This is a genomic window from Aquimarina litoralis (assembly GCF_039523995.1).
GTDB classification, from domain to species: domain Bacteria; phylum Bacteroidota; class Bacteroidia; order Flavobacteriales; family Flavobacteriaceae; genus Aquimarina; species Aquimarina litoralis.
On record NZ_BAAAGE010000005.1, the window covers coordinates 166064 to 192144 of the forward strand.

Genomic DNA, 26081 nt, shown 5'->3' on the forward strand with positions numbered 1-26081 from the left:
ATGCGCAAAGCACTTCTTTTTGTAATTCTAATTGGTTTTAGCACTACAATACAAGCTCAGAAATTTTCAAAAGAAGCCATTGACTCTATGACTACCATTGTGGAGAGTTTTAAACTAGAAATGGAAAAACTATCTGCTCCCAAAAGCATAAAACTTATGGCTGTTGGAGATATCATGATGGGAACCAATTTCCCTAACGAAAGTTACCTACCTCCAAAAGACAAAGGACCATTTGATGATGTGAATATTGTACTGCAACAAGCAGACATTCTTTTTGGAAATTTAGAAGGTACACTTACTAACGAAGGTGAAAATGCCAAGCGCTGTTCTGACCCTTCTAAATGTTATTCGTTCCGTTCTCCGGAATTCTTTGGTCAATATTTAGAGGAAAGCGGGTTTGATGTAATGAGTGTTGCGAATAATCATATTGGCGACTTTGGTGCTGTAGGTATTAAAAACACAGCTAAAACTTTAGAGAAACATAACATTGCCTATGCCGGAATTTTTGCACAGGAATCTACTATTTTCGAAAAAAATGGAATCACGTACGGATTTTGTGCCTTTGCCCCAAACAAAGATTGCGTAAAAATTCATAACTTAACCAAAGCAAAAAGGATTGTAAAGGAACTGAAGGAAAAAGCAGATATTGTAATTGTTTCTTTCCACGGTGGTGCAGAAGGATCGGATCATACGCATGTACCTAGAAAAACAGAACGTTTTTATGGCGAAGATCGCGGTAATGTATACCTCTTTGCACATACATTGATAGATGCAGGAGCGGACGTTGTTTTAGGCCATGGGCCACACGTTTCCAGAGCTTTTGAAGTATATAATAACAAATTTATTGCTTATAGTTTAGGAAATTTTTGCACCTATTCTAGATTTAATTTAACTGGAATCAAAGGATATGCCCCCATAGCAGAGATCGATATTGATCCAGAAGGTAATTTTATCAAAGGTAAATTACATTCCGCTAAGCAAATTGATGAAATCTATCCATTTATGGATGATAAAAAAAGGGCACTAAAAGAAATTAAAAAATTGACAGAGGAAGATTTTCCTGAAAGCAATTTAGTATTTAAAGAAGATGGGAGTTTTACCCAACAAAAAGATAACTAAATATGTATGTAGACTTACCCAAAAAATTATATTACGGTATTGGTGAAGTAGCTGATGCATTTGACGTAAATGCTTCTCTTATCCGTTTTTGGGAAAAGGAATTTGATATTTTAAAACCTAAAAAAAATGCCAAAGGAAATCGAAAGTTTACTCCAGAAGATATAAAAAATTTAGAGCTTATCTACCATCTGGTAAAAGAACGTGGTTTTACCTTAGAAGGCGCTAAAACCCATCTTAAAGAACAAAAACAAGAAGCTTTAGACAGTTTTGATATTATTCGGAAATTAGAATCCATACGAGCGCAGTTATTAAAAATCAAGGAGCAGTTATAACGAATATTATTTCCTCTGGAATATGTTTTTTCCATAAATCATTAAGGTAAATGCTAGTTTTATTTAATTTCATTATTGTTTTAACAGAATGAATTGGAGAGTTAAAGCTTCTTTACAAAAAATATTATCAGCTACTCGATTGGGAGATCAGCTAAACCATATTCCTGCAACTTTAAAAAAGGAATATCACCAAAATGTAGTTCGATACCAATTTCACGAATGTTTACGAAAATATGATTACACTAATTTGGATTTAAATCAGCCTAATTATGCTCTTGAAATAGGAACCGGATATTCCATAATTTCACCAATTATTCTGACTTTATTAGGATTCAAAAAAGTAGTTACTGTTGACATTGATAAAGATATTACTTTCAAAACTTTTCAAAAACAGATCAATTTTTTAAATCAATCAGAGTTTATTGACAACATATCTCAAAGAAGTGTTTTTTCTGCTAAAGAGATAAAAAACAAACTAGATTTTATAGTAGGTTGTACATCTTTAGAAGAAGCCCTTTCTTTTAGTAATATTATATATGTTGCGCCCTATACAATTGAGGATATTGAAGATGAAGAAATTACTTTTGATTATATATATTCTCAGGTAGTTTTTGAACACATTCCTCCAAAGTTTTTAGAAGTTCTATTTGAAAAATTCAGAAGTTGGTTAAAAAAAGGAGGATTTACGGTTCATACCATAAACTTTGTTGATCATTTCACCAATCCTGGTTTTTTTCAAGACAAAAAAATTTCCGAATACAATTTTCTTAGGTTTTCTGATAAACAATGGAAGTTCTGGGCTGGAAATTCGATAGCCTACACCAACAGACTATCTTATATATATTATCATGAATTGTTTAAAAAAAACGATCTTATCATTTTAGATTTTATAGGAGAAAACTACAAACCTTCTATTTCTTTAGCACTAGACCAAGTTCATGAAGATATCATAAAAAAATACAAGGTCTCACCGGATCTAACCAAACTTACCAAATACCAACGAGGTACTTTTATTGCCCAAAATATCTAGCTTCAAAACTTTTTTTATAAAAAAATTAAGTTTTTGAGGTAACACATCTTTTTATTTTGATACTATATCGAATATCACCTTTACTGATAACACGGATTGGCACATTACATCTGTTCTATCCTACCCCAAAAGGCTAACACCTCTTTTAAGAAAGTTTTAATCAAAGAAAAAATTATCTTTTCCAACCTCTCCCTTTTTTCCCAAACTATTAAATTTATAACTAAAACTCAACATAAAATATTGCTGTAAAACAGTACTTTCTGCATCCTCAATATAATTAGATGTCGCAATACGTCTTGCGTTGTTATTTTGATTTAGCAAATCATATATTTTTAAAGTAACAGTTGCTTTCTTTTTCCATAAAGAATAGGCGACTGTGGTATTCCAAAACCAGGAACTTCGTTGAAAGCCTGCTGCTACATCTGGATTATAATTATATTTGATATCATTACTCCATTCTAAATTTTTAGGTACAAAAGTTGTCGTTCTTAACCATAAATCGTGCCTTAAAAAATCTCTATTATCAAAGAGATCAATATCATAAGTAGTATTCGTAAATGAAATACTATATCTAGGTCTTAATTCTAAAATATTTTTCCATGTAAACGTAAAACTAAGATTAGGAGTTAATGAGGTAGTATTAGTCCTATATTGTATTTCATTGTTAAAATTTACGATCCTATTTATATTACCGTATAGCCCAAGGCCTACTTTTATAGTTCTTAATGAGTCTATTTTATAAGATTTACTCTTTGATAAACTTCCATAAATTCGATAATCACCATTAACATTATCAAAAGTTGTATTCGACACCAAATTTTCATCAATGATCGTTCTTGGCACTACTTTATCGTTAGTTGCTCGAATATTAAAATAACTATAAAATCCCGATCTTTTCTGAAAATCGTAGTCATTAAACCCAACATATACGCTATGCTCATTAGAGGGTTTAAGATTTGGATTTCCTGTAATAGTATTTAAAGGATTGGAAACATCCTGAAACGGCTGAAGTTGGGAAATATCTGGCGGCCTATTACTTAACTGATATCCCGTGTACAATGAAGCTTTTGGACTAAATCTATAATTAACTCGCCCATTAAGTTCAATAGCATCAAAGTCTTGTTCAAATTCGATACCTCTTAGTTTGTCTTGATTTTCTAAAGTCCTAAACACATAACCAGTACCAACACTTGCTGATAGTTTTTTTCCTTGATATACTAATTTTGCTCCTGGAGTCTTTCTTGTATTAATAAATCTAAAGTCAGTACTTAAATCTTCATTAAAGTCATCATACTCCTGCGTAACTGTATTAAAATTAAAAGTACTTTCCAGGTTTTCTCTAACATCCCATCTATATGAGTAAGAGACATCTAAAAATACTTTTTTTGAAATTAAAGGATGTCTATATGTAATATTGGCATACCAACTTGTAAAAGAATTTTCTGTATTTGTAAACTGATCTCTAGATAAGGTTTCGGGTAAGTCTCCAAATATATCTGTATTTGATTGCAGAAACTCATCACTAGAAGTATTATTAAATCCAGTTGAGGTATTAACCTTTAGAAAAGCACCACGATTACCAAACCTCTTGGTTATATCAATATCATTTGTAAATCTTTTATCTAAACGTTCCGAATTGGTAAAAAGATTTGATCTATTAAGTTGCACTCCATTTTCATCGCTAGAACTATCTGTACTCTGAAAACGAGAATCAGATGTTATAAATTTTAAAGATGGTTTTATATTGATTAAAAAAGTAGAATCCACTTTAATATCAAAACCAATATTCACATCATGATTATCTATTTTACTAATAGAATTAGAAGAAGAAGTAGAAAAAAAACGCGTGTCTGGCAGGATGTTTTCTCGCTCACTAAGCCTTTCATTTTCTGAATCTGTTGAGCCATAAAAATAGTTAGCATTCACATTTATTTTATTATTTAAATCATCAGTGTAGTTAACCCCTGCATTTCTAGAAGTCACTATACCTTCTCCTCCTCCAAAAGAGATTCCATCAATAGAAAATGCTCCACTATCGTTTACAGACATACTTCTGGCTCCTCCGAACATCTTCCGTATCTCACCAAAACTAAATCCAGGCGAGTTGATATTATTCCCTCCCATTAAAACACTAATCCTTTGATCATCATTAAAATAATTAATAATCCCGGCTGCTTCATAACGTTCATCTGTTCCTATACCGGCTGCGACTCGACCAAAAGTTCCTTTATTTTTATCTTCCTGGATTGTTATATTTATGGTTTTATTTTCTCCATCGCCTTCTTCTCCAGCAAATGCTTCTGCATCTGTTTTAGTATCTGTAACCTGAATTTTATCGACAATGTCTTTTGTTAAATTTCTAGTAGCAATTGTAGGATCGTCTCCAAAAAAAGGTTTTCCATTTACCAAAATCTTATTGACTTCTTTTCCATTTACTCTAATTTTTCCGTCATCGCCAACCTCAACTCCTGGTAACTCTTTTAATAAATCTTCAACATTAGCATCTTTTTTAGTTTTAAATGACGCTACATTAAATTCTAAAGTGTCTTTTTTTATCGTAACAGGAGCTCTTGACTTTACTAGCACTTCGTCTAATGATTCTACTGCAAAATCCAAATTAATTTGCCCTAAATCAATTTTTGGATTTGTAAGCTTAATTTTTTTAAAATAGGGTTGATATCCTATTGACGAAATGAAAACCTTAACTTCTTTTCTTGGAGTGTTTCCTAAAAGTTGAAAATTACCTTTTGCATCAGAAATCGTATACGTAATTAGCGTACTATCTTTCACAGCTTCTACATACACAGTTGCAGCTTCAATTGGAGTTCTTTTTTCCGCATCGTTTATTTGACCATTAATTGAAAAATTTTGCGCTTGTAAAAAGAAAGAACAAAAGAATAATATACCCAGTAGAGTGATTTGTTGTATTTTCATGTATAAAATTGATTGATGAATTTGTGATTACTTAAAACTAATTATCCATTATTCATAAGTGTTCGCAAAAGTAAAAATGTTACCTTCTTTTTATGTTTTTTTTGAAAAAGTTTATACACTACTATTAAGAAAAAAGAAATTGAGAAAAACTGCACTAAGCTATTTTTATAGGTTATATTTTAGTAAGAAAAATAATTCTAGAGACACATAAAAAAAGTCTTGTATATCAGTTATACATATGAACCCGATAGCGAAGATTTGTAATCCGCACATATAATATAATGATAATGAGATTGTCTTTAAACGGCAATCTCTTTTTTTTAAATAAATGTCTCGTACTGAAATAGCGTTACATTAAATTTTAAAGTGTTACGAAAAACAACAATATTACAGGTATTTTAAAAAACCTCTACTTTACGGATTCCCACGCTGGCACGAACGTCTTGCTTGTGCTTAGCACAACACATTTAAAAACAAAAACTGTGGTTACTATAATCACAGCTTTTGTTTAATTTGTTGCAATGAGTAGAAAGCAAAAGTTTCCTAATATATCTGGTACATACTTTACTAGCTTTATTCTTGGCTGCTAGATTAATTTAGGTTAATAAAATAGAAAAGCCACTAGTTACAAACTAGCGGCAGCGACGGGGTTTTAGGAACAGTTTCGTCGGAATCGCACGGATTACAAATTCGCGATATCTTTACCATCATAAATTTCTGCCTTGGCTTCTTCTTTTATTACTCTTGTTACCTCTGGTGCTATCTTGGCTATTTCTATTGTTTTTATCTTTTTCTATAGCTTTAGCTTTTTCGTTTTCTTCAGCTTTCTCTTTTGGTTGTTCGGTCAGGTTTGTAAGTTTTTCTTTGGAAATAAGTGATGTGCTAGATCCATTGACATCTCTTTCTGACAGATTATTTTCTTCAACCTCTACATAAGCTTTTACATAGCGTTTACCGTCTTCATCTCTATACATTTCTCCTGGTTGAGAATTTTTTGGCTGCTCTTTAGCCATATGAGCTTCTACAAATGTTTCTCTTGGATCAAGGTCTATATCACGTGCTTCTTGCCTCTCCTGTCTTTCCCTTCTTTGTTGTGCTAACCTTTCTTGATACTGTTGTTCACGCAATTCTCTATTCTCTCTTGATCCACTAATACGCCGAAGATCTATTCGATATTCTTCTTCCCTTCTTTGTCTTTCTCGTGCTTTTCTTTCTTTTCGTTGTTTGTACGCATCTTTAACACGTTCAAATATATTTTTAGGTTTATCATCATTGGGTTGATCTCCGTTGGTTCCAGGCATAATATCTATTTTTAAAATTTATCATGATAAATATAAATACCTTTCCGGCCGCTACTTTGTAGACTTCAATAACGGATAATACCTATGTAATATGTGGGCATTATATATTATAATTGGTTTTATCATTTATATAATTTTTACAATCTTAATACATAATGATCCTACGAAGTTGCAAACTTCGAAGAACTTACAATCAAAGTGAAAATGGACTAGTAATCTACTTTTGTTTTCTCAAATACGCTCTATAGATATCTGATTTGATACTGGAAACATCTGATTGCATTTGGGTAAGTTTGGTAATGCTCGCTACTAATGGAAAGTCTTTAAAATTATAGATTAGCCAATTGTGTTTTTTTCCTGATCTATCAACGACATCATTCGTGCTTAGCTTTTCAGAGATAGTGGTTTTTAATCCATTATCATCAACCCTACTAAGTATTTCTTCTCTAAACTGATTGATCGTATTTAGGAATTCTAATCCTTTTTCAGAAAGACCATTTTCTGTAAAAAACATATTGTTAGCCTGATCCATTTTTTCATAATTCGTTGGATCTTTAATTCCTAACATCTCTTCTTTGATAGATTCTAAATACTTTCCAAAATCATCAACTAACACTTCTATTTCTTCAGCTTTTACTACATGTTCTTCATCTCTTATAAGAGTTAATAAAGAATCGTTATCTTTTGCTACAGAAGTGGAATGAGTTTGCAATCTACTATTCATTGTACCAAAAGCAGTCAACACCTCTTGAGAAGCCTTTTTTAGAAACCATGCTACACCAGAAATTAGCATAACAACAAGAACTAATATAACCAATGTAGACTTCTTCACTTCCAAAATTACTTTTTCCTAAAATATACTGCAACAGGTACACCATGAAAATCAAATTGTTTGCGCAATTGATTTTCAATAAAGCGTTTGTACGGATCTCTTATATATTGTGGTAGATTACAAAAAAATGCAAACTGTGGTTGAGGTGTAGGCAATTGCATACAGTATTTAATCTTTACATACTTTCCTTTGTAAGCTGGTGGTGGATTATGCTCTATAATAGGAAGCATGGTATCGTTCATAACACTTGTTTTGATCTTTTTAGAACGATTTTTATACACTTCTACAGCTGTTTCAATGGCTTTAAATATACGTTGCTTGGTTAGCGCAGAGATAAACACAATAGGCACGTCTGTAAATGGTTCTATTTGCTTACGAATATACTTTTCGAAATCTTTAAGGGTATTGCTTTCCTTATTTTCTATTAGATCCCATTTATTAACTAGAATTACAATTCCTTTTCGGTTGCGTTCTGCTAACCAAAATATATTCTGTACCTGCGAATCAAATCCTCGCGTAGCATCTACTAATAATAAACATACATCACTATGTTCTATAGCTCTTACCGATCGCATTACGGAATAAAATTCTAGATCTTCTTTTACCTTGGATTTACGTCGGATTCCTGCAGTATCTACGAGATTAAACTCAAAACCAAAACGATTGTATTTGGTATCAATAGCATCTCTTGTGGTTCCGGCAATATCCGTAACTATATATCGGTCTTCTCCAATAAGAGCATTGATAAAAGAGGATTTTCCAGCATTAGGTCTTCCTACCACAGCGAAACGTGGTAGCTCAGAAACTTCTTCTTCTTCTTGTTCTGGCAGAGCATCTACCAAAGCATCTAATAATTCTCCTGTTCCGCTTCCGTTAATACTAGCAATAGTATAATATTCTCCTAACCCTAGATTATAGAACTCAACAGCATCGGCAGCTCTTTTTGCATTATCAACCTTATTTACCGCTACAAAAATTGGCTTATCTACTTTGCGCAACAGATTTGCCACTTCTTCATCCATACCAGTAATACCAGATTCTACATCTACCATGAAGATAATTGCATCAGCTTCATCTATAGCAAGTTCTACCTGCTTATCGATTTCTGCTTCGAAAATATCATCACTTCCAACAACATAACCACCTGTATCGATTAATGAGAATTCTTTACCGTTCCAATCACTCTTACCATAGTGACGATCACGAGTTACTCCACTCACTGCATCTACGATAGCTTCTCTTCTCTGGATCAGTCTATTAAAAAAAGTAGATTTCCCTACATTAGGTCTCCCTACAATTGCCACTATATTACTCATTATCTCGAATTCTAAAATTTGTGCAAAATTAGTCTTTTTATTCTTGCTAAACTATTGATCCTGTAAGATGAGGTAAATAAAATATAAGGAAGCGGGTATAAAAACGAAAAAGCTCAACGGTCAGCGCATCGACCTATTGAACTTTTTCATAATTGATAGTCAGTCAGTGAAATAATTACTTATTTCAAAGATATAAACAAATCTATATAAGTTGGTTACTGTAAAACATCAAAATTTTTATGGATGCTTTTATTTCACTTCGTAGATTGCCACAGAATTAGATACTTCGTGTGTAACAATCACCAAAGCATTACCAGTTGGACTATCCTCTGCGCTAACAGTAATCAATCCTTCTGGAGAGATATCAGCGGTATCACGCAACCAATCGATAAACCTCGGATTTACCGGATTAGAAATATCATACACCATTACTCCTCCTGTTCTTTCTAAACCTACGAACAATAGTGTGCTTCCATCAACTTTTAAGATTTCTACAGCTTCTGGCTCTGCTCCTTTATCATCAGATCTATTATCGACTCCATCTCCTTCATTACTATTAAAGGAACTAGGATCAAACTCAAACACAGTTCTTGCAATCTGATCACCACTATCGTATACTTTTGCTCCTGTTGTTGTCCAAATGGTAAAAGATCTTCCTCCATAAGCATAGATTTGATCTATATCTCCATCGCCATCTATATCACCATTCGCAGTAGTAGTTTTTAAACGTCCAAGATTTTCGTCTAGTTGTAGTGTCTCAGCATCTGGATATGCAGTAGGATCTAGTGTTAAATCCTTTACCCTTTCTTCTTCAGAATATCCATCATAATCTCTGGCATCACCTTCATTTGCAGTAATTAAAAATCTTGCTCCTCGTATTTTAGCAAATGTCATAGCATCTGGATGATAATATCCTAATACTGGCCAATTCTGAAAGTTTCCAACGATATCATCTCGATCACTCGCATCGATCTGGTTTTCTGGTAATGAATAATCCTTGACTCCCAAACCAGTGATATAACGTACCGTTTTAGTTCTTAAATCTATTGCGGCAATCCCATTATTTTCTTGTAATGCTATATACGCCGTTCTAGAATCATCAGAAACAGCTATATATTCTGGTTCTATATCCTGAGCAAATGTTGCGTTTGGACCAAAAACTCTAAAGTCATTGCCAATAGAAACTCCATTAAATCTTGTAAACGTTACTTGGTGTACTTGACCAGTTGCTACTTCTATGATCGTTACCGAACCTTCTGGATCAACTGTATATTCATCATTTGGTTCCCCTTCATTAGCGGCTATAATGTATTTACCATTTGGGCTAAATGTTACCATATCTGGTAATGCTCCTGCTGGATATGTAGTTAATAAAGTTTGTGATTCTGCATCATACGTCGCTACTGTACCATTTGCCTGCTTATCTGCTGCATTTTCTAATGCTACAGCAACCAATCCATCATGTACTGCTACACTATTTGGAATTCCGTTTAAAGCAATATCTGCTCCGGCTACTGGATTAGATGGAGTAGATAGGTCCCATACAGAAAGTTCAACATCATTAGGATTTACTACAAACAGTTTTGCTGTTTCTGGATCAAAGGCAGAAATTTCTGCAAAGCCTTCATCTCCAGTTCCATTTATAAAACCTCCAATTTTGTTAAACGTAAGGTCGTCTGTATTACCGCCTCCTCCTTGATAATCATCAAGGTTACAAGAATAAAATAATCCTAAAGCCCCAATTACAAATAGACTTGATTTGTTAAAGATTTTCATTATTAATTTGATTTGCGTTAGCTAGCTAAATTCAATAATGCATATATCCTTAATGTTACCATAACAATAAATTACGTCTATTTTACGAATTCTTAGGGTTAAGAAATTGTTAGATAAAAAAAGCGTTCTAAAAAGTGTGACTTTTCAGAACGCTTTCAAATTTAAAGCTATATCGAAGAAAATATTATTTTATAATAAACTTCTTATATTCAACACCTTCTTCTTTGTGTATCTTCACTACATACACTCCTGATTCCATTGATTGTGTCATGTTAAACACTAATGAATTTTTACCATTCGTAATTACTGATTCTTTTGCAGGAGTCATTCTAGAACCATTCATACTGTAGAAAGTTACTCTTACATTTTGTTCTTTCTTAGACATTATATCTATGGTCATATCTTCTCCAGAATGTAAAACTGTTGGGTATAGTTTTGTTTCTATAATACTCTCATCGCAATTACTTACAAATACAGTTACCTCATCAGAATCACTACAGTCACCTACAGTTACGGTAACTGTATAATTTGTAGTTACTGGTGGTGAAACAACAATAGTTCTAGTTGTTGCTCCATTAGACCACAAATAACTATCCCCAATAGAAGCTGTTAGGGTTGCTTCTTCACCGAAATCTTCACATAGAAATCTATCTCTTCCTGCACTTACCTCTAGTATAGTTACTCCTACTACAACTTCATCCATAGATTCACAAGCTCCATCGGTAACAATTACAGAATAAGTAGTTGTATTTGTTGGTGAAACTGTTATAGTTCTAGTTGTTTCTCCAGTAGACCATAAGATATCTCCTTCGCCTTCTACCGACAATACAACTTCCTCTCCTAAACAAACCTCTTGATCTTCACCAGCATCGGCTACTAATGAACAACCTTCTACAAAAACAGTAACTTCATCGGTTGCTGTACATCCATTATTAGTTACGGTAACAGTGTATGTTGTAGTCTCTTCTGGTGAAACTTCGATACCTGCCGTAGTTTCTCCGGTAGACCAAAGAATAGTTCCATCTCCAACTGCTGTTAGTATAACTGTTTCTCCTACTGTAATTGTTTGATCTTCTCCTGCATCTACAGTAGCAGAGTTTACTGTAACGATTACTTCATCTGTGGCAGAACAATTTCCATTTGTTACTATAACTGAATATTCTGTAGTAGTATCTGGCGAAACCTCAATACTTGCTGTAGTTTCTCCTGTAGACCAAAGAACAGTTCCTTCTCCAACAACTGTTAGCGTAGCTGTTTCTCCAACGCAGATCACTTGATCATCACCAGCATCGGCTGTAGCAGAACCTACTGTTACCACTACTTCATCTGTAGCAGAACACTCACCATTAGTTACTGTAACTGTATATTCTGTTGTAGTATCTGGTGAAACCTCGATGCTTGTTGTAGTCTCTCCTGTAGACCAAAGAACAGCTCCTTCTCCAACAACTGCTAGTGTAGCTGTTTCTCCAATACAAATATCTTGATCATCTCCAGCATCGGCAGTAGCCGAACCTACCGTTACTACTACTTCATCTGTAGCAGAACACTCACCATTAGTTACCGTAACCGTATAGGTAGTAGTAGCGTTTGGTGAAACCTCTATACTTGCTGTAGTTTCTCCTGTAGACCAAAGAACAGCTCCTTCTCCAACAACTGCTAGTGTAGCTGTTTCTCCAACGCAAATATCCTGATCATCACCAGCATCTGCAGTAGCGTTATCAACGATAACAGTTACCTCATCTTCTCCAACACACTCAGTACATCCAGTTACTGTAACAGAATATGTAGTATCTTCTTCAGGTGAAACGGTAATACTTTGCGTAGTTTCTCCTGTAGACCATAAATACTGTACTTGTCCTTGTCCTTGAGAAATGCAATCTCCTAAGTTTATATTAAAATCTCCAAACGAATCTGGGTTTCCTTCTAAGTTAAACCATCCAGATCCTCCGTAAACAGCTGGAGTATACTCGAACACATTAGCACCATTTCCTACCTGGAAAGCTTCACCTCTTCTGGAGATATCATAACTTAAATCACCTCCAATTTGGGTAACCGTTCCGCTGATTCCAGTATAATATACCCAACCTGTTGCATCTTCTGTTTGACAAGAACTTGCTTTAGGACTTCCTGCTGGCGGCGTATCTGTAAATCCGGTAAAGGTAGCATCTACCATAAAAGCAGTATTAGTTGAATTGTATTCAAATACTTCTCCTTTTAACGTTGCAGTTCCATCAACAGCATTTTCACTCCAAACAAGATCAACATTTCTAAACCATAATCTAGTTCCGTTATCATTTATGAAAACAACAAACTGATGATGTCGTCCTCTGCAATAGTCAGTATCTTTAATACCATACTCGATACAATCACCACAATTATCAATACCTGTAGCTTGTGCAGTTAAAGTAACTTCTTCTCCTAAACAAATCTCTTGATCTTCACCTGCATCAACGATCACTGGATCATTAACAACAACGGTAACCGAATCCGTAGCCTCACAACTTCCACTAGTAGCTGTAACAGTATATGTAGTTGTTTCGGTAGGAGATACTGTAATACTTTCTGTTGTCTCTCCTGTAGACCATACGAATGTACCTTCTCCAGTAGCTGTTAGTGTTACTTCTTCGCCTAAACATACATTTTGATCATCTCCTGCATCTACAACAGCAGACTTCACAGTTACCACTACTTCATCAGTTGCGGTACAACCATTGCAATTAGTAACAGTAACAGAATAGGTAGTATCTTCTTCTGGAGAAACAGTAATTGAAGCTGTTGTTTCACCAGTAGACCATAAGAAAGTAGTATTACTTGTTTCTGAGGAAATACAATCTCCAAAATTAAAATTAAAATCCCCTACAGGATATTCATTATCATCTGTATCAAACCAACCACAAGCTCCAAATTTTCCTAATTCAGCTTCTGTTTGATTTGCTCCATTACCCATCTGGAAAGCTGGTCCTCTTCTAGTTAAGCTAGTTGACCAAGATCCATCTTCGCTCGTAATTGTTCCAGTAAATTCGGTATAATATTCCCAAGCTGATTCATTTTCGTCATTACAAACATGCGACTTAGGACTATTCGCTGGTGCAGTAGAAGTTTTTCCAGTAAATATCACATCTACTTCATAATTAGATTGTGTAACTGTATAATCAAAAACAGTCCCTTTTAATGTTGCAGTACCATCAGCGAGTTCATTCCACTCTAAATCCACATTAGAAAAATATCTGTTCCCATCTAACCACAACACATAATTCTGATCTCGACGACAATGATCCGTATCTAGAACTCCATACTCTATACAACTTTCGCAACTCTCATTATTATCGGTAACAGCAGTTAAAATTAACTCATCTCCAAGACATATCTCTTGATCATCTCCTGCATTTACAGTTGGAGCTTCATTAATGATTACCTCTACAGAATCAGAAGCTTCACAATTTTCACAATCTTTAACTGTAACGGTATATGTTCCTCCTTGGTTAACTGTAATAGAAGGTGTTGTTTCTCCTGTTGACCATAAGTAACTTACTTCTGTATTTGTTGTAGTAATACAATCACCTAAGTTAAAGTTAAAATCTCCTTTGTTATACTGACCATCTGTGGTGTCGAACCAACCACAAGCTCCATATTTCCCTTCTTGTTCCTCTGTTTGATTAGCACCATTACCCAACTGGAAAGCAGGCCCTCTTCTTGATAAATCAACAGACCATGATCCATCGGTACTCGTAACTGTCCCTGTTAATCCTGTGTAATAAATCCATCCATTTTCATTTTCATCGTAACATACATGACCTTTTGGACTATTTTCTGGAGTTATGCTAGTTCTTCCAGAGAATATCGCATTTACTTCATATGTAGTTTGTGTAAGGGTATGATCAAAAATAGTACCTGTAAGGGTTGCAGTTCCGTCTGCAAGTTCATTCCATTCTAGATCTATATTAGAAAACCATCTTGGATTATTACCATCTGTTAACCACATTACATAGTCTTGATCTCTTCTACAACTATTTGTGTTAGACACTCCATAAGTCCCAGTGCAATCTACACATTCTGAAGCTCCATTAACTCTAGCCGTAAGCGTTACCTCTCCTTCTCCACAAAATTCAGAATCTTCACCAGCATCTACAGTAAGTTGACAGACATCACTGTCCTCACATGCATCAAAAACATGCTGATGTAATTCTCCTTGGATATGATAATAATTAGCAGCAATTACCTGACCATTAATATTTCCAGAAGAATCTTTTGTTACATCTGATTTTGGAGCAAACAAACTTCCGATTATTGTTGAACCTCCCTTTAGTGTAATACTATCATTATTATAAAAATTCCAGATAATAAATGATCCTTGCGGATCTCCTATTCCAGCAATATTCAAAATATTCCATTCAAAATCACCTGGGGCATCTACATTAATAATTAAAGGAGTATCCTGATTAGGAGCATTCTCAAAAGTTAAGTACGGAAGACTTTGCAGCTGAGCTCCCGTAAGGTTTAACACATTAACGGTATTTGGAACTAATGAAATTTTATTAACATTACTAACAGTAAGATTTGGTATTAATAGGCTATAATCTAATGATCTCGTTTCAAAAGCTCTGAAGGCGGCTTCGAAATCTATTAAATCTCCATTATTAACTGAGTTCTCAACTTGTTTTCTTTGTACTTGTACTCTAGGTTTTGCATCATAATCCCCAGAAGTTACTCTTGTGTTTACCGATGCGTTGTTTCTATCTAAATCAAATACAGAAGACCCATTAAGGTCCCCAACTTTTACATATCCTTGATTTAAATGAATCCCTTCTCCAGAAGTATAAATTATTCTTCCATTTACTACTAATGATGAAGCTTGATCATCACCATTAAAAAAATTCGTGCCAGCAGTTTGCGCTGCTACTGTAATGATACCATCCATTGTTAAATTTCCACCTAATGCTATAGGTCCTTCGGTATCACCACCTTTAAGCGTTGCATTATATCGAACAAACGCGTTATACCCTAATGCTTCTCCTAAGGGATTGCTACATACAGTAGCAGAAGCACTATTATTTTTATCCAATACAGAATTAAATCCTGTTGTCATCATAAAAATGACGATCATGGTTAGGCTAAAGATAATCGCTCCAACATTTGTTGCGCTTATCTTTTGGCTTAAAGAGTTAAGCTTTTTAGTAAATATTGACATTGTGTAGTTTTTTCTTTTGAATTCAAAGATTCAATATGGTTAATTATTTTGGGTTATTTTATAAACAATTACAAGACAAAAAGAGTCAATAAATTCATTATAACATGAACTATATTGTCTATTGTTTATTAAATTTTAAAAGTAAAACGTTATTAAAAAACGAGTGAAGTTAAAGTAAGTTTCATATCATATTTTAGGGCTTTAGATATTAGTTATGTAACAAAATTAGAAGATTCGCATTAAAAAATCATAGAAAAACCTATAAAAACGTTTAAATGTCAGGTTTTATCTTTCAAATACAGTTTTACCGTAAACAGTTAAGTTGAATAACTTATAAAAATCTTACAAACAAAGTTTTAGAGGAATTTAGAAGTACTATAATTATTGATTATAACCAAAGCGTTTTAATTGACGCTGATTATTTCTCCAATTTTTATTCACTTTTACATATAACTCTATGTGTATCTGTTTTCCAAAAAATTTCTCTAATTCTTTTCTAGCTTCTACTCCAACTCTTTTAAGTGCGGAGCCTTTGTGTCCAATAATAATTCCTTTTTGAGAATCTCTTTCTACCATAATAACAGATCTAATCCTAATGATTTTTTCGTCTTCAAAAAAATCCTCTGTCTCTACTTCTACGGCATAAGGAATTTCCTTTTTATAATGCAATAGGATTTTTTCTCGAATAGCTTCATTTACAAAGAAACGTTCTGGTTTATCAGTAAGCTGATCTTTAGGATAAAAAGGTGGTGAGGCTGGCAGTAATTCTACAATCCTTTCAAAAACTTCTCGTACGTTAAAATTTTCTAACGCAGAAATTGGATATAACTCTGCATTTGGAACTTTTTCTGACCAAAACTTTACTTGTTCTTCTAATTGTTCCTGGTTGGATTGATCGATTTTATTTAACAATAAAAACACTGGAATCTTAGCATTTGTAATTTTCTTAAAAAACGCTTCGTCCTTAAGTTCTTTCTCACCAATTTCGACCATATATATAAGAACATCTGCATCTTCAAAAGCAGATTTTACAAATCCCATCATAGACTCCTGTAATTCGTAAGCAGGCTTTATAATCCCTGGAGTATCCGACAAAATCACCTGAAAATCATCACCATTTACGATTCCTAAAATTCTATGCCGTGTTGTTTGCGCTTTTGAAGTAATGATAGATAATCGTTCTCCAACAAATGCATTCATTAAAGTTGATTTCCCTACATTAGGATTTCCTATAATATTTACAAAACCAGCTTTATGACTCATACTTATAATTTTAATGCAAAGTTAGTCGATTATTTCACAAAACTACGCACTCCTAAAAACTATTATCTTTTTTGATTGATTAAAATTTATACACATAAAACACTGAAAAATCTAATCTAGAAATGTAATATAAACGTACTCTTGTTAATTTTTTGTAAATTTAATTCCAGTATATTTTCAAAACCCCCTGAAAATAAATTATTGACATTAAAATACTGGGATCATTTTGGAAAATTGTTCTAAATCATTTTTTATTAATTTCAAAACGTTTCATACGGTATCTATTTATGCTGTCATGATGTTATTTTTGATATCAATAAATTGTTTTTCTCAAAGTACAGAAAAGTTACTTTCCAAGGCGGATCAAAATTTTGAAGCATTAGCCTACATTAATGCCAGAGACATCTATCTCGATGTTGCAAAAAAAGGATATTCATCACCAGACTTATACAGAAAATTAGCAGATTCCTTTTATTTTACAGGCGAACCCGAAGCATCTATCGAGTGGTATGAAAAATTGATCTCCAATTTTTCTGATCAAATCAAACCCGAATATTTGTTCCGGTATGCACAAAGTCTAAAAAGTGCTGAACGTTATAATGAAGCGGATACCGTTATGGAAAGATTTAATTCAATAACTGGTAATGATAAGCGAGCTAGATCTTTTATTGACAAAAGAGATTACTTAAATTTTATCGAAATGCAATCTGGCAAATACGACACTTATACACTAGATATCAATTCAGAATTTTCGGATTATGCTCCAAGTTTTGATCATAGAGGAAATATTGTTTTTGCCTCTTCAAGAAGTAAAAACTCAAAACTACATGAATGGAACAAAATGCCTTTCTTAGATTTGTTCTCCTCAAAAATAAATGACGATAATATATCAACGAATGAATCTAAAAAGCTAAAGGGTAGAATAAATTCTAAATACCATGAATCTTCAACTAGTTTTACCAAGGATGGGAATACTATGTATTTTACCAGAAATAATTTCACCAATAACAAACTAGGAAAAAGTAGAAAAGGTGTTGTGTTACTAAAATTGTATAAAGCAACATTCATTAATGAAAAGTGGTCTAATATTGAAGAGCTGCCTTTTAACAGTGATAATTATTCCATTTCGCATCCAGCACTGAGCCCTGATGACAAGCAGTTATATTTTGCAAGTGACATGAGAGGAACCAGAGGCAAATCTGATTTGTTTGTAGTAGATATACTTCCAGGAGGAGGCTATGGAAAACCAAGAAATCTTGGTGATTCTATAAATACTGAAGGAAGAGAGACATTTCCATATGTAAGTAACAGTGGACAATTATATTTTGCCAGTGATGGTCATGTAGGACTTGGAGGTTTAGATGTTTTTATTGCTATCCCAAAAGAAGAAGATACTTATGAAGTCTTCAATGTAGGAAAACCTATTAACAGTCCAAAAGATGATTTTTCTTTTGTTATTGATGAAGAAAACAGAACAGGTTATTTTGCCAGTAACAGAAAAGGGGGGAAAGGAAATGATGACATTTATAGCTTTAAACAAACCGAAGAACTTATCACTTCCTGCAAAGAGTATTTAACTGGAATTATTACTGACGAAAAAACAGGTGAAACAATTGTAAATGCTGATGTTATCTTATTGGATACAGATGGAAATGTGATTAATGAGATCAAATCTGATTATAACGGTAGTTACAACTTTGAAGTAGAATGTGATAAGCAATATATTATAAGAGTAGCAATCGATGGTCTTAATCCTAATGATATTATTTTTAGATCAGACAACACCTATGAAACTCTTAACAATGTGCCTATCAATTTCACAAAAGAAAAACTACTGTCTACATCATCCGAACCTGTTTCTATTGGCGACGATATTGTAGACCCTTTACAATTAAATACGATTTTCTTTGACCTAGATAACGATGAAATAAGACCTGATGCAATTGCTGACTTACAAAAAGTAATTGCCGTTATGCAACAAAATCCTAATTTAAAAATTGAAGTACGTTCACATACTGATAGTAGATCAAGCTATTGGTACAACAAAAGACTTAGTGTAAAACGTATGCGAGCGACGGTACGATACATAATCAGAAATGGCGGTATACACTGGCGTAGAATTAGAGGTAAAGCATATGGAGAAAGAAGACTTAAAAACAAATGTGCTAATGGTGTTCCTTGTACAGAAGAAGAGCATCAAGAAAATAGAAGAAGTGAATTTATTGTAAGAGAATAAAACTACTGTTTGCTTGAAAATGCATCTTAAATTATAATACAAACACGAGAAATTAAAAATGATATTCCTCGTGTTTATCTTAATAATTAAAGCCCTAGAATATTTGCATCTACGCGAAATACACAATCGACTTTTATCTTATGATCTTCATTTATAGTTTCATCGGTAGTGGTGGAAGCTCTCAGAGTAAACGAGTCTTTTTTTAAGAACTCTTTTAACTCTGCTCGGGTCGTTTCCAACTCGATCACCTTTAGGTTTTCATTTTCTAAATCTTCGGCAAATGCAATTTCAGTTTCTTCTAATCCATCTGCATCAATAAATAACCTAACCTCTTGAAGAAAGTTAAAATCTCCACTTTCCGGACTTTCTATGATAAGTCTAAGTCTTTTTAATTGAATACTCTCTATTAGTGAACTACTCGTATTATTACTTTCAAATTCGGATTCAGAATTAGTTGGTATCGGAGGTGTTTCTATACTTATTGGCACATCAATAATTGTTGTTGAAGCCACTGTAAATTCAGAATCGTAGTCAATCTCAAATACTGTTAGTCTTTCCAATTCTTCACAGGAAACAAAAAAAAGCATCAATATTACAGATGATAAATAGATAAACTTGTTCATATTTTCAAAAATTTGGGTTAGAGCAAATATATACGAAAAATAGGAGACCTTGGTTTTCTGGAGTTTCTCCTATCAAATAATACTAGTTTAAAAAGTAGCTTTACAGATTATTTGGAAGTGATTTTTTCAAAGTACGTTTTGGCCTTATCATTTACCTTTTTAGATAACAACAACCCAGAAATTACCGTTGGAATAGCCATTAAGGCAAATGCGCTATCTATTAGGTTAATAGCAAAATCTATTTTTACCACTGCAGCAACAACAATAGAAAGTATATAGATATAATTATAATACTTCCCAAATTTTGGTTTGGTTAAAAAACCTAAACAAGTAACTCCGTAATACGAAAATGAAAATAAGGTTGAAAAAGCAAAAACTAGCACCATGGTGATTACCACAATATCCCCTATTCCATAGGGTAATACAGAATTAAAAGCCGCTAATGTAAGTGAAATCCCATTATCATCAGAGTGCCGCCACACACCTGTAGACAAAATGGCTAAGGCTGTTAAGGTACAAACTAAAAGAGTATCTATTGCGGGACCAATCATAGCTACCAAACCTTCTCTTATGGGCTCGTTCGTTTTAGCAGTTCCATGCATCATTGGAGCAGTTCCAATTCCAGCCTCATTAGAAAAAGCAGCTCTTTTCACCCCCGTTTTTATTAGATATCCTAAGGCACCACCAGCTGCTGCTTCTCCAGAAAAAGCATCAGAAAAAATCAACATAAACATTTCCGGTACCTTATCGATTTGTAATATTAATATGGTAAACACAGTAATAAAGTATAATACCACCATAAAAGGCACTAATTTACTTGCAACCAGACCTATTCTTTTAATTCCTCCAAGAATAACAAATGAGGCTATTACCGCCAAAACAATTCCTATATACAGCTTAGTTCCATCACTCCAATCCAGAACATCAACGAGTGTTTGTGTTAATTGATTAACGGTAAAAGCGGGCAATGTCCCTATTAATCCAGCAATAGCAAAGAAAACCGCTAGTGGTTTCCAACCTTTCCCTAATCCTTCGACAATTACATACATCGGACCACTAAGGGTTGTACCTTCTTTACTTTCCGATCGATACATAATCGCCAGTGTACAGGTATAAAATTTAGTAGCCATTCCAATTACAGCACTTATCCACATCCAGAAAATTGCTCCAGGCCCTCCCATAACCAAGGCTACTGCCACTCCACTAATATTCCCCATACCAACTGTAGCGGCTATTGCGGATGATAATGCCTGAAAATGGCTTAATTGTCCGGGAGCCTCTTCATTATCATACTTACCTCGTAATATTTGAATAGCATGTCCGAAATATAAAAAAGGAGTAAATCGAGAATATAAAAGAAAAAAAACTCCTCCTCCAATTAAAAGAACTAACAAAGGCCAATCCCAAATCCATGAGCTGAATTGGGCTATAGATTTCTCAACTATTTCGAACATAGAACTAAATAAGTTATAAATGTACTATAAAAAAAGTAGTTCTCTTCAACTGTTGTAAATTAAGGTATAAAGATATATTTCGATTCGGATGCGCTTCAAGGACTTTTATGAAGATGCTCTAATAAACCTTGGTTTACCCATACCTCTATCATACATAACAATGCTTCCTGCTACCGCAACATTAACACTAAGCTCCGATGAAAATTTTACTAAAAAATGTGACTTTTCGATTGCTAGTTTAGATAAACCGTGATCTTCTGCTCCTAATAGATACACACACCTTTTTGGATGACGAAAAGTTTCTAATGGAACTGCTTCTTCCGTTAATTCTACTCCTACAAGCATAGCGCCTTTTGGTAAGTGGCTATAAAAATCTTCGAAAGTATTATAGTGAAAATATGGCATAGATTTTACCGCATTATGTGTATCACAAGCTTGCTTGGCATAACGATTACCAATGGTGAAAATATAACTGGCACCCATGTTTTGCGCGGTCCTCCATAATACTCCTAAGTTCTCTGGCGTTTTACCATTTTGGATTCCTATTCCAAAGAACTCATTCTCGAAATTATTTATCATAGCACAAAAATAACCATAAGATATGAATCATAATATAACGAATTCTCAATAAGGAATATTCCTTCATTATGTTAAAACCGTAATTAGTGATACGAATTCTAAATTGATTCTAACGAATTCTAAAACCAGCAAATTTGAACGCTGTAACGCCCATACATTTGTATCAAATAATCAACCTCAAAATAATACTGTTATGAAAAAGATCATTGTTTTTTTCATCCTAATTTTAGGATTTCAGTTTATGAAAGCGCAAAGTTTTCAGAAAACAGGAAGGTATAAAGCAGTTACTGAAATTAAAGAGAATGGGGCAGAACAACTGACTTGCATTGTTAATCTGATTCGTTTGGGGGGAATTTCAGAAAACGTTTTCACTTTCGAAGTTAAAGACAGTGAGCTTTTTGAGGACATCTTTATCACCACCTTGGAGAACCCAGGTCTGGAAGGGATCTCTGAGGTGATTAAGATGGAAGTGGAATATTTAGCCTGTTGTGCTGAGGTAGATTCCTATTATTTTATGGTGAATGATAAAAATGAACTAATTAAGTTACCACACCTAACTAATGTTTATTGTGATAATTCAAACACCGATTCTCAATATACTTTTCCTAGCCAAGAATACGGTATTGATGGAAATATATTAGAGACAGAAACATTATACAAAGAGACATCTGAAATAAAATACGTTAATTTAAAACAAAGTTTTACTTGGAATGACAACAAAGTTACTACTCCAAAGAATACAGCGATTACCAGTAATTAATTTATTGAATATAAATTCATCCAATTTTTATTATTCAATCATATTGTTTTATTGCGCTATTTTATTTGTTTTTATGGTTCTTTTGAGCTTTAAGATGTTATAACAACATATTAAAACCATTGTATACGGCAGGCGCGTCCAATTATTTCCAATTTGTTTTTTCCCAAAAAAACTGCCTGCTTGTATACGGTTTTACTTTATTTTCCTTTTTATCGTAAGTATTTTATGGGTACCCTTAACAAGAAATCAAGTTTGATTATATTTGTTATCAAACCAAAAGTTATGAGCCCCAATCGCTTTTCATACCTACTATTCCTTTTATTATTATATATCGGAATTGGAAGCTTCAATAAAATCACAGCCCAGAACAATGGCTTAAGAGCCTACACCCTAGAAGATGGACTACCTCAATCACAAGTTCATGATATTATACAAGATGATATTGGATATCTGTGGTTAGGAACCCGCGGCGGTGGACTTAGTAGATTTAATGGAGAGGAGTTTGAAACCTGGACTGAGGATGATGGGCTTTTATCGAATTATATTCATTCATTACTTTTCGTTAATGACAGTTTATTCGTAGGTACACGATTAGGACTTTCGATAAAAACAAAAAAACAATTCCACAATTTTGAAGGACTTCAGATCAATAAGATTTTTAGAATTCATAATAAAACCTATCTAGCATCAAATGTTGGAATTTACATATACACAGCTCGCAATGGCTTGAAAAAAGTACAATTAGATCCTAGAATCAATACAAGTATTGTAAATGATATTGTATTTGACGGAAAACTATTTTGGATTGCCACGAATAAGGGGCTTTGGAAGCTAAATAAAATTCATAAAGATGCGACTATTATGGTTCGACATAGTGCATACAATTTTAGCGCAGCTCTTTACCATAAAACCAAAGTATTTGCATCCGCTTTAAACCAAGGAACTCTAGTTTTAAACACCAATGCCAAAAGCTATGGAAATAAATGGATACAGGAAACACTAAATGTTAATGACATTTCCATAATTAACAATGAACTATGGTTTTCTACCAGCAATGATGGGGTTACCATTTTAGATGCTTCTAATTATAGATTAAAGAAAAAAATAAATCGTAAAAACGGACTAGCTGTATCTACTATTAGAAAGAGCATTACCGATCGCCAGTCGAATATTTGGATCGCTACTTCTGGAGGAGGGTTTTATAAATATTCTCAAAATAACTTTGCGCATTATAATCAAGATACTGGTTTAAAAGGGAATCGCGTATACGCTGTCCATCATAAGGATGATGAAATTTGGGCTTCTAACTCAGAAGCTGGACTCATAAAAATTGATAGCGCTGGAATTCATCAAATAAAACAAGACAAAAAATTATCTGAGTTAAAAATTAAAACATTAACTAGTGATAGCCGTGGAAACATATGGGCTGGTACTGAAGGAAAAGGTATTATTCTTAAAGAGATAAAACTTAAAGACAGCATTTTTACTACCAAAAGAAGATCTAAAAGGGCTAAGAAAGATACCATTACAAAAGAAGTTATTAAAAACTATGTAATTAATAAAAAAAGAGGACTTTCCTCTAACTGGGTAAGATCCATACATATTAGTAATGATACTGTTTGGGCTGCCACCTACTCTTCGGGTATTACCAGATTTATTTACGATTATAGAAGGCATAAGGTAAAATCTGTTCGGAAATTTGCTAAAAGAAGAGGAATAAAGGACTTAGAAATTAAGTATATGTCCGCAGATAAAAAAGGCAAGATTTGGTATGCTACAGAAAATGGAAGTCTTGGATTTATAAAAAGAAACAAAGTCACTCACCTTGGCAATGTCTTAAATCAAAAAGTAGCCATTAACAGCTTTGTTTTTAAAGATAAGAAAATGTATTTAGGTACTGCTGGACAAGGAATTTGGTGGGCTGATCTGAGTGAAAAAGAGCTTTCTTTTAAAAAATTAAAAGGCGAAAAAAATCTTTACTCCAACAATATCTATCAAATGATATTTGATAATGAAGAAAACTTATGGATTGGGACCGAGCGTGGTGTGGATCGGGTAGAAATTAATTTACTCAATCAAATCCAAGATATTTTTCACTATGGTCGTAATGATGGTTTTTTAGGGATCGAAACTTGTCTTAATGCGATTACCAAAGACAATGATGGGAATTTATGGTTTGGAGCCATCTATGGCCTAACAAAATATGAACCGGGAGAAACAGATAAAGAACCCATAAAACCCGAAATTCATTTCGAAAATATTGAAATCGCTTACCAAACGCTAGATTCTATTAATCCAGATGATTGGGCTAAAAACAATTATGTTTTACAATTAACTCCAGAACAAACAGAGTTATCTTTTAGTTATAAAACAGTAGATTTAGACCATCCAAATGATATAGAATATCGATATCGGTTAAACAGTACTGCCTGGAGCCCTTGGTCATCAGAAAAAAAACAAAACTTAGCTGGATTGGCATATGGCGCACATTCTTTTTCCGCACAATCTAGAAATTATAGATGGGAAGAAAGTCAACCCATAACCTTCAACATCTTTATAGATAGCCCTATTTATGAAAAACTTTGGTTTCAACTGACCATGTTAGGTATTCTTCTTTTAATAGTGACCCTTATTGCGTTATTCTACATTAGAAAAGTAAAACTTAAAAACAATGAAGAACGGGAAAAGCTGCAGATGCAAAACCACCTACTTTCTTTAGAACAAAAGGCTTTACGTCTTCAAATGAATCCTCATTTTATCTTTAATGTATTAAATGGGATTAAAGCGATGGGAACTAGTAATCCATCAAAAATGAATAGTACCATTAATACTTTTGCTACGTTATTAAGAGAAACTTTATACAATTCTAGAAAGGATCATATTACCTTGGATCAGGAAATGAAAACCTTGAAACATTATATAGAAGTAGAAAAATTAATGGCCACAAAACCATTTGACTATACTATTTCTATTGATTCAGAATTTGATCCAGAAGAAGTACTTATTCCACCCATGCTAATACAACCTTTTGTAGAAAATGCCATACGACATGGAATCCTAAAAGGAAATAAAGATGGAAAATTAAAAGTCTTTTTTGATACTAATGAAGAATTCTTACATTGTAAAATATTAGACAATGGGATGGGTATTTTTCAATCCCAAAAAGCGAAGGCAAAAACGGATCATCAATCCATGGCATTGACGGTTACCAGAGAAAGATTAGAATCTATTTCGGGAAAAGATGCCTTACAGATAAAAGAAATTATACACGAAGACTCTTCCATTGAAGGAACTGAAATTTCGTTTAAAATACCATTACTAACTGATTATTAAGTTAA

The 26081-nt window shown here is 33.5% G+C and carries 16 protein-coding genes; 6 read left to right on the forward strand and 10 right to left on the reverse strand.

Annotated features, from left to right (window positions below):
* The 3 genes from ABD077_RS21730 to ABD077_RS21740 all read left to right on the forward strand — a co-directional run bounded on the left by ABD077_RS21730 (position 1) and on the right by ABD077_RS21740 (position 2481).
* The gene (locus ABD077_RS21730; RefSeq protein ID WP_343914315.1) at positions 1 to 1119 is read left to right on the forward strand and encodes a CapA family protein; all 1119 of its coding nucleotides are present in this window, start codon (positions 1 to 3) and stop codon (positions 1117 to 1119) included.
* A 2-nt stretch (positions 1120 to 1121) separates the two neighbouring features.
* Positions 1122 to 1451 (forward strand): MerR family transcriptional regulator, encoded by a 330-nt coding sequence (locus ABD077_RS21735; protein WP_299606090.1) that lies wholly within the window; start codon positions 1122 to 1124, stop codon positions 1449 to 1451.
* 88 nt (positions 1452 to 1539) lie between these two features.
* Positions 1540 to 2481 carry a class I SAM-dependent methyltransferase gene (locus ABD077_RS21740; RefSeq protein WP_343914316.1) on the forward strand — a complete coding sequence of 314 codons (942 nt, stop codon included), beginning with the start codon at positions 1540 to 1542 and terminating at the stop codon, positions 2479 to 2481.
* 156 nt (positions 2482 to 2637) lie between these two features.
* On the opposite strand, the gene ABD077_RS21745 is transcribed toward ABD077_RS21740, so the two are convergent.
* The 7 genes from ABD077_RS21745 to era form a co-directional block, all read right to left on the reverse strand.
* Positions 2638 to 5415 carry an outer membrane beta-barrel protein gene (locus ABD077_RS21745; RefSeq protein WP_343914317.1) on the reverse strand — a complete coding sequence of 926 codons (2778 nt, stop codon included), beginning with the start codon at positions 5413 to 5415 and terminating at the stop codon, positions 2638 to 2640.
* A 707-nt stretch (positions 5416 to 6122) separates the two neighbouring features.
* A complete protein-coding gene (locus ABD077_RS21750) occupies positions 6123 to 6716 on the reverse strand; it encodes a hypothetical protein (protein ID WP_343914318.1) in 594 nt (197 codons plus the stop codon).
* Positions 6717 to 6933: 217 nt separating this feature from the next.
* On the reverse strand, positions 6934 to 7548 hold the full coding sequence (locus ABD077_RS21755) for a hypothetical protein (protein WP_343914319.1): 615 nt from the start codon (positions 7546 to 7548) through the stop codon (positions 6934 to 6936).
* Between the two features lie 8 nt (positions 7549 to 7556).
* Positions 7557 to 8864: a ribosome biogenesis GTPase Der gene (der, locus tag ABD077_RS21760; protein ID WP_299606071.1), complete on the reverse strand. Its 1308-nt coding sequence runs from the start codon at positions 8862 to 8864 to the stop codon at positions 7557 to 7559.
* 249 nt (positions 8865 to 9113) lie between these two features.
* Complete coding sequence (locus tag ABD077_RS21765; RefSeq protein ID WP_343914320.1) at positions 9114 to 10640, reverse strand: choice-of-anchor I family protein; 1527 nt, start codon at positions 10638 to 10640, stop codon at positions 9114 to 9116.
* Between the two features lie 184 nt (positions 10641 to 10824).
* On the reverse strand, positions 10825 to 15828 hold the full coding sequence (locus tag ABD077_RS21770) for a collagen-binding domain-containing protein (RefSeq protein WP_343914321.1): 5004 nt from the start codon (positions 15826 to 15828) through the stop codon (positions 10825 to 10827).
* Positions 15829 to 16209: 381 nt separating this feature from the next.
* The gene (era, locus tag ABD077_RS21775; protein WP_343914322.1) at positions 16210 to 17091 is read right to left on the reverse strand and encodes a GTPase Era; all 882 of its coding nucleotides are present in this window, start codon (positions 17089 to 17091) and stop codon (positions 16210 to 16212) included.
* Positions 17092 to 17386: 295 nt separating this feature from the next.
* Here era and ABD077_RS21780 point away from each other — a divergent pair, with 295 nt between their 5' ends.
* Positions 17387 to 19327 carry an OmpA family protein gene (locus ABD077_RS21780; RefSeq protein WP_343914323.1) on the forward strand — a complete coding sequence of 647 codons (1941 nt, stop codon included), beginning with the start codon at positions 17387 to 17389 and terminating at the stop codon, positions 19325 to 19327.
* A gap of 86 nt (positions 19328 to 19413) precedes the next feature.
* Here ABD077_RS21780 and ABD077_RS21785 read toward each other — a convergent pair whose 3' ends face one another.
* The 3 genes from ABD077_RS21785 to ABD077_RS21795 form a co-directional block, all read right to left on the reverse strand.
* Complete coding sequence (locus tag ABD077_RS21785) at positions 19414 to 19950, reverse strand: hypothetical protein (protein WP_343914324.1); 537 nt, start codon at positions 19948 to 19950, stop codon at positions 19414 to 19416.
* Positions 19951 to 20057: 107 nt separating this feature from the next.
* The gene (locus ABD077_RS21790) at positions 20058 to 21404 is read right to left on the reverse strand and encodes an alanine/glycine:cation symporter family protein (protein ID WP_343914325.1); all 1347 of its coding nucleotides are present in this window, start codon (positions 21402 to 21404) and stop codon (positions 20058 to 20060) included.
* Between the two features lie 105 nt (positions 21405 to 21509).
* Entirely contained in the window at positions 21510 to 21983 is a 474-nt protein-coding gene (locus ABD077_RS21795; RefSeq protein WP_343914326.1) for an RNA methyltransferase, read from the reverse strand.
* A 193-nt stretch (positions 21984 to 22176) separates the two neighbouring features.
* Here ABD077_RS21795 and ABD077_RS21800 point away from each other — a divergent pair, with 193 nt between their 5' ends.
* Together ABD077_RS21800 and ABD077_RS21805 are read left to right on the forward strand one after the other, a co-directional pair.
* A complete protein-coding gene (locus ABD077_RS21800; protein ID WP_343914327.1) occupies positions 22177 to 22743 on the forward strand; it encodes a hypothetical protein in 567 nt (188 codons plus the stop codon).
* 282 nt (positions 22744 to 23025) lie between these two features.
* Positions 23026 to 26076 carry a sensor histidine kinase gene (locus ABD077_RS21805; protein ID WP_343914328.1) on the forward strand — a complete coding sequence of 1017 codons (3051 nt, stop codon included), beginning with the start codon at positions 23026 to 23028 and terminating at the stop codon, positions 26074 to 26076.
* Positions 26077 to 26081: the final 5 nt, after the last annotated feature.

Bases quoted from the DNA above. Each gene is read 5' to 3' on its own strand.
- ABD077_RS21730 (WP_343914315.1), top strand. From the start codon at position 1: ATGCGCAAAGCACTTCTTTTTGTAATTCTAATTGGTTTTAGCACTACA.
- ABD077_RS21735 (WP_299606090.1), top strand. From the start codon at position 1,122: ATGTATGTAGACTTACCCAAAAAATTATATTACGGTATTGGTGAAGTA.
- ABD077_RS21740 (WP_343914316.1), top strand. From the start codon at position 1,540: ATGAATTGGAGAGTTAAAGCTTCTTTACAAAAAATATTATCAGCTACT.
- ABD077_RS21745 (WP_343914317.1), bottom strand. From the start codon at position 5,415: ATGAAAATACAACAAATCACTCTACTGGGTATATTATTCTTTTGTTCT.
- ABD077_RS21750 (WP_343914318.1), bottom strand. From the start codon at position 6,716: ATGCCTGGAACCAACGGAGATCAACCCAATGATGATAAACCTAAAAAT.
- der (WP_299606071.1), bottom strand. From the start codon at position 8,864: ATGAGTAATATAGTGGCAATTGTAGGGAGACCTAATGTAGGGAAATCT.
- ABD077_RS21765 (WP_343914320.1), bottom strand. From the start codon at position 10,640: ATGAAAATCTTTAACAAATCAAGTCTATTTGTAATTGGGGCTTTAGGA.
- ABD077_RS21770 (WP_343914321.1), bottom strand. From the start codon at position 15,828: ATGTCAATATTTACTAAAAAGCTTAACTCTTTAAGCCAAAAGATAAGC.
- era (WP_343914322.1), bottom strand. From the start codon at position 17,091: ATGAGTCATAAAGCTGGTTTTGTAAATATTATAGGAAATCCTAATGTA.
- ABD077_RS21780 (WP_343914323.1), top strand. From the start codon at position 17,387: ATGATGTTATTTTTGATATCAATAAATTGTTTTTCTCAAAGTACAGAA.
- ABD077_RS21785 (WP_343914324.1), bottom strand. From the start codon at position 19,950: ATGAACAAGTTTATCTATTTATCATCTGTAATATTGATGCTTTTTTTT.
- ABD077_RS21790 (WP_343914325.1), bottom strand. From the start codon at position 21,404: ATGTTCGAAATAGTTGAGAAATCTATAGCCCAATTCAGCTCATGGATT.
- ABD077_RS21795 (WP_343914326.1), bottom strand. From the start codon at position 21,983: ATGATAAATAATTTCGAGAATGAGTTCTTTGGAATAGGAATCCAAAAT.
- ABD077_RS21800 (WP_343914327.1), top strand. From the start codon at position 22,177: ATGAAAAAGATCATTGTTTTTTTCATCCTAATTTTAGGATTTCAGTTT.
- ABD077_RS21805 (WP_343914328.1), top strand. From the start codon at position 23,026: ATGAGCCCCAATCGCTTTTCATACCTACTATTCCTTTTATTATTATAT.